Below are 2,128 nucleotides of genomic sequence, written 5' to 3'. Positions count from 1 at the left end.
GCAGTGTCACAGCAAATAACGAGCGTGCGGAATCGGGTGCGATTCTCGTGGGGGGAAATAACAACTCATCGGCGGCGGCCTACCGTCCCTCCGATATTTCCCGAAGCTCGGGTGTTTCGGGGGCCAGTGGTGGTGCGGTGCGCGGAGGCAGCAGTGGCTTCTCCACGAGTGCTTCGGGCGCTGCATCGGTGGCGAATATCTCGGCCCCCTCTTATGTGGGGCGACGGGGTCCGGCAATCGGTAATACCTCATTGATCTCCGACTCTAAAGCCGTCATGACATCGGCAATGTCAGATGAGGGTCGTGCGAATGCAGGCTTGGCAACCATTCAAGGCACAAAGGGAACCGTCGCAACCTCTGTGGCTGTCAGTGGTCGAGCAGGCGTCAGCGGTGAGTCCGCAGGGCGAGCAGGTGTCGGTGGTGGAGGCAAGATTGGCTCCGCGTCGGTAGGTGGCGCTTCGGTATCGGGGGTAGGGGCAGGCACAAGCCGAGGCCCTGCAACCGGACAGGGTCGCCTGACTGACAGTACCAGTCGGGGCAGTGTCGGTGGTGCCAGTGAAGGCGAGCGTGGCTCGGGCATCTCCGCGGGCAGTGGAAACGCCGCGGGAGCAGCCGGCGGAACAGCGACCAAAACCGGTGGCGGCGGCGGTGGTCCACAAGGGCAGGCAGGTCGTGCAGGCGGTGGTGGCGGTGGCGGTGCATCGGCTCGGGCTTCCGGCGGAGGTGATGCCGGAGTCGAGGCAAAGAACGAAAACAAAGAAGAGAAGAAGCCAATCATCAAGAAAGATGGTGATGTGGTTGATAAAAAGCCCTCCGGGGTGGACACCAATCGCAACGAGGATGCGGAGCGCACTTCGGATCCCGACCCAGAGCTGACTTCGGACATGAAGAAGCGACAGTTCAATGCTAACCTTCGGGTACGGGTGACAGTGGACGTAGATGGCAGTCATAAAGAGGAGCTCATCCAAGGAAGCGGCGATGATGAGATTGATCAGCTTATCCTACGCACGATGCGGCGCTGGAAATGGCGGCCCGCTTACAAAGATGGGGTGAAGTCTAACCAGACACTCACTTTCCGCTATAAGATCAATATCAACTAAAAAAACTCCCCCCAGCAAGTGCTGGGGGGAGTTTTTTTATGGTGGCTGATGGCTACGCGGCTTTTTGCGCAGCTTGCTCCATTGTCTCTACAAAGTATGTCTCCAGAGGTGAGCCGATTCCCGAGCGAAGCTGAGTGTCCATGACGCGCTCATCCACTACCTTGCCCTCATAGATCAAGATCACGCGGTCACACAACTGGGCAACTTCATCCAGCTCGTGAGAAGAAAAAAAGATAGTCGTGCCCTGCTGTCTTACTTCACCCAGCAGTGCACGCAGGTGCCGTCGCCCAATGGGATCCACGCCACTGGAAACCTCGTCGAGCACCAGAAGCGCGGGTTTCCCCAGGAGTGCCTGTGCAATCCCGAGGCGCTGCTGCATTCCCTTGGAGAACGTCCGCAACTGTTGCTTCTCCCGTCCTTCCAGCCCGACACGGCTCAGTAGTTCGTAGGACTCTTGCTCCAGTGCCTTGCCCCCAAGCCCTTGGAGCTTTCCATAGAGGCGCAACGTCTCTAGTGGTGTCAGAAAGGGATAGTAGAGCGCCACTTCAGGTAAGTATCCAATGTGCGCCTTGGCTTCGGAAGACCCCGCGGGTAGACCAAAGATCTTGATACTTCCCGCCTCGGGGAGAACAAAGCCCATGATTGCCTTAATTGTCGTTGACTTGCCCGCCCCATTGGGGCCCAGAAATCCCACGACCTCGCCCGACTGAATAGATAATGAGAGGTCATGAACCACACGTCGCTCAGGCTTAAATATTCCCCTCTTGTAGCCCACAGAGAGTCCGCTCACTTCAAGTGCAGGCGCGGGTCGCCCTCCCCCTTCTTCTATACGCAGAACCGTCATATTCAAGTTTCTCCACCTCTGTTTTCGGTAGAGTCCCCCCGTATCTTTACGATATTGATTATCTACGTGGCACCCGTAGATCGCCTATGGCAGCAAGCATATTGGGGCCTGAGGGAGTCGTCAGAAAATATTCAATTGCAATCATAAGCTCTCCATTAGATTCATATTTACTAATCTCGATAAA

General features: G+C 56.7%; 2 protein-coding genes. One reads left to right on the top strand and one right to left on the bottom strand.

Annotated elements, in window-relative coordinates; all coding sequences use genetic code 11:
* A partial coding sequence (locus tag ACH2EH_RS04775; RefSeq protein WP_395139450.1) for an energy transducer TonB occupies positions 1–1,100 on the top strand: 1,100 nt, incomplete at its 5' end.
* Between the two features lie 52 nt (positions 1,101–1,152).
* Here the strand turns inward: ACH2EH_RS04775 and ACH2EH_RS04770 are convergent.
* Complete coding sequence (locus ACH2EH_RS04770; protein WP_395139448.1) at positions 1,153–1,944, bottom strand: ABC transporter ATP-binding protein; 792 nt, start codon at positions 1,942–1,944, stop codon at positions 1,153–1,155.
* Positions 1,945–2,128 lie beyond the last annotated feature (184 nt).

Origin of the sequence: Armatimonas sp. (assembly GCF_043760365.1) — a bacterium.
In the GTDB taxonomy this organism is placed as follows: Bacteria; Armatimonadota; Armatimonadia; order Armatimonadales; family Armatimonadaceae; genus Armatimonas.
The sequence above is the reverse complement of the archived record's forward strand: the minus strand, read 5'-3'. Positions and strand labels throughout refer to the sequence as shown.